Consider the following 242-nt stretch of genomic DNA (forward strand, 5'->3'; position numbering starts at 1 on the left):
ACCTATCCCTCACGGTACTGCTTCACTATCGGTCGCTAGGAAGTATTTAGCCTTGGCAGATGGTCCTGCCGGATTCATACGGGGTTTCACGTGCCCCGCACTACTCGGGATCCGTCTCGGAGGGAACCAACTTTCAATTACAGGGCTTTTACCTTCTTTGGCGGGCCTTTCCAGACCTCTTCGTTTAACCGGTTCCTTTGTAACTCCATGTGAGACGTCCCACAACCCCAAAGAGCAAGCTC

1 rRNA gene is annotated in these 242 nt (G+C 52.9%); it reads right to left on the reverse strand.

Annotated elements, in window-relative coordinates:
• Positions 1–242, reverse strand: a 23S ribosomal RNA gene (locus M3636_RS29380); the annotation flags it as partial.

Origin of the sequence: Paenibacillus sp. MER 99-2 (assembly GCF_023714095.1) — a bacterium.
Taxonomy (GTDB): Bacteria; Bacillota; Bacilli; order Paenibacillales; family Paenibacillaceae; genus Paenibacillus.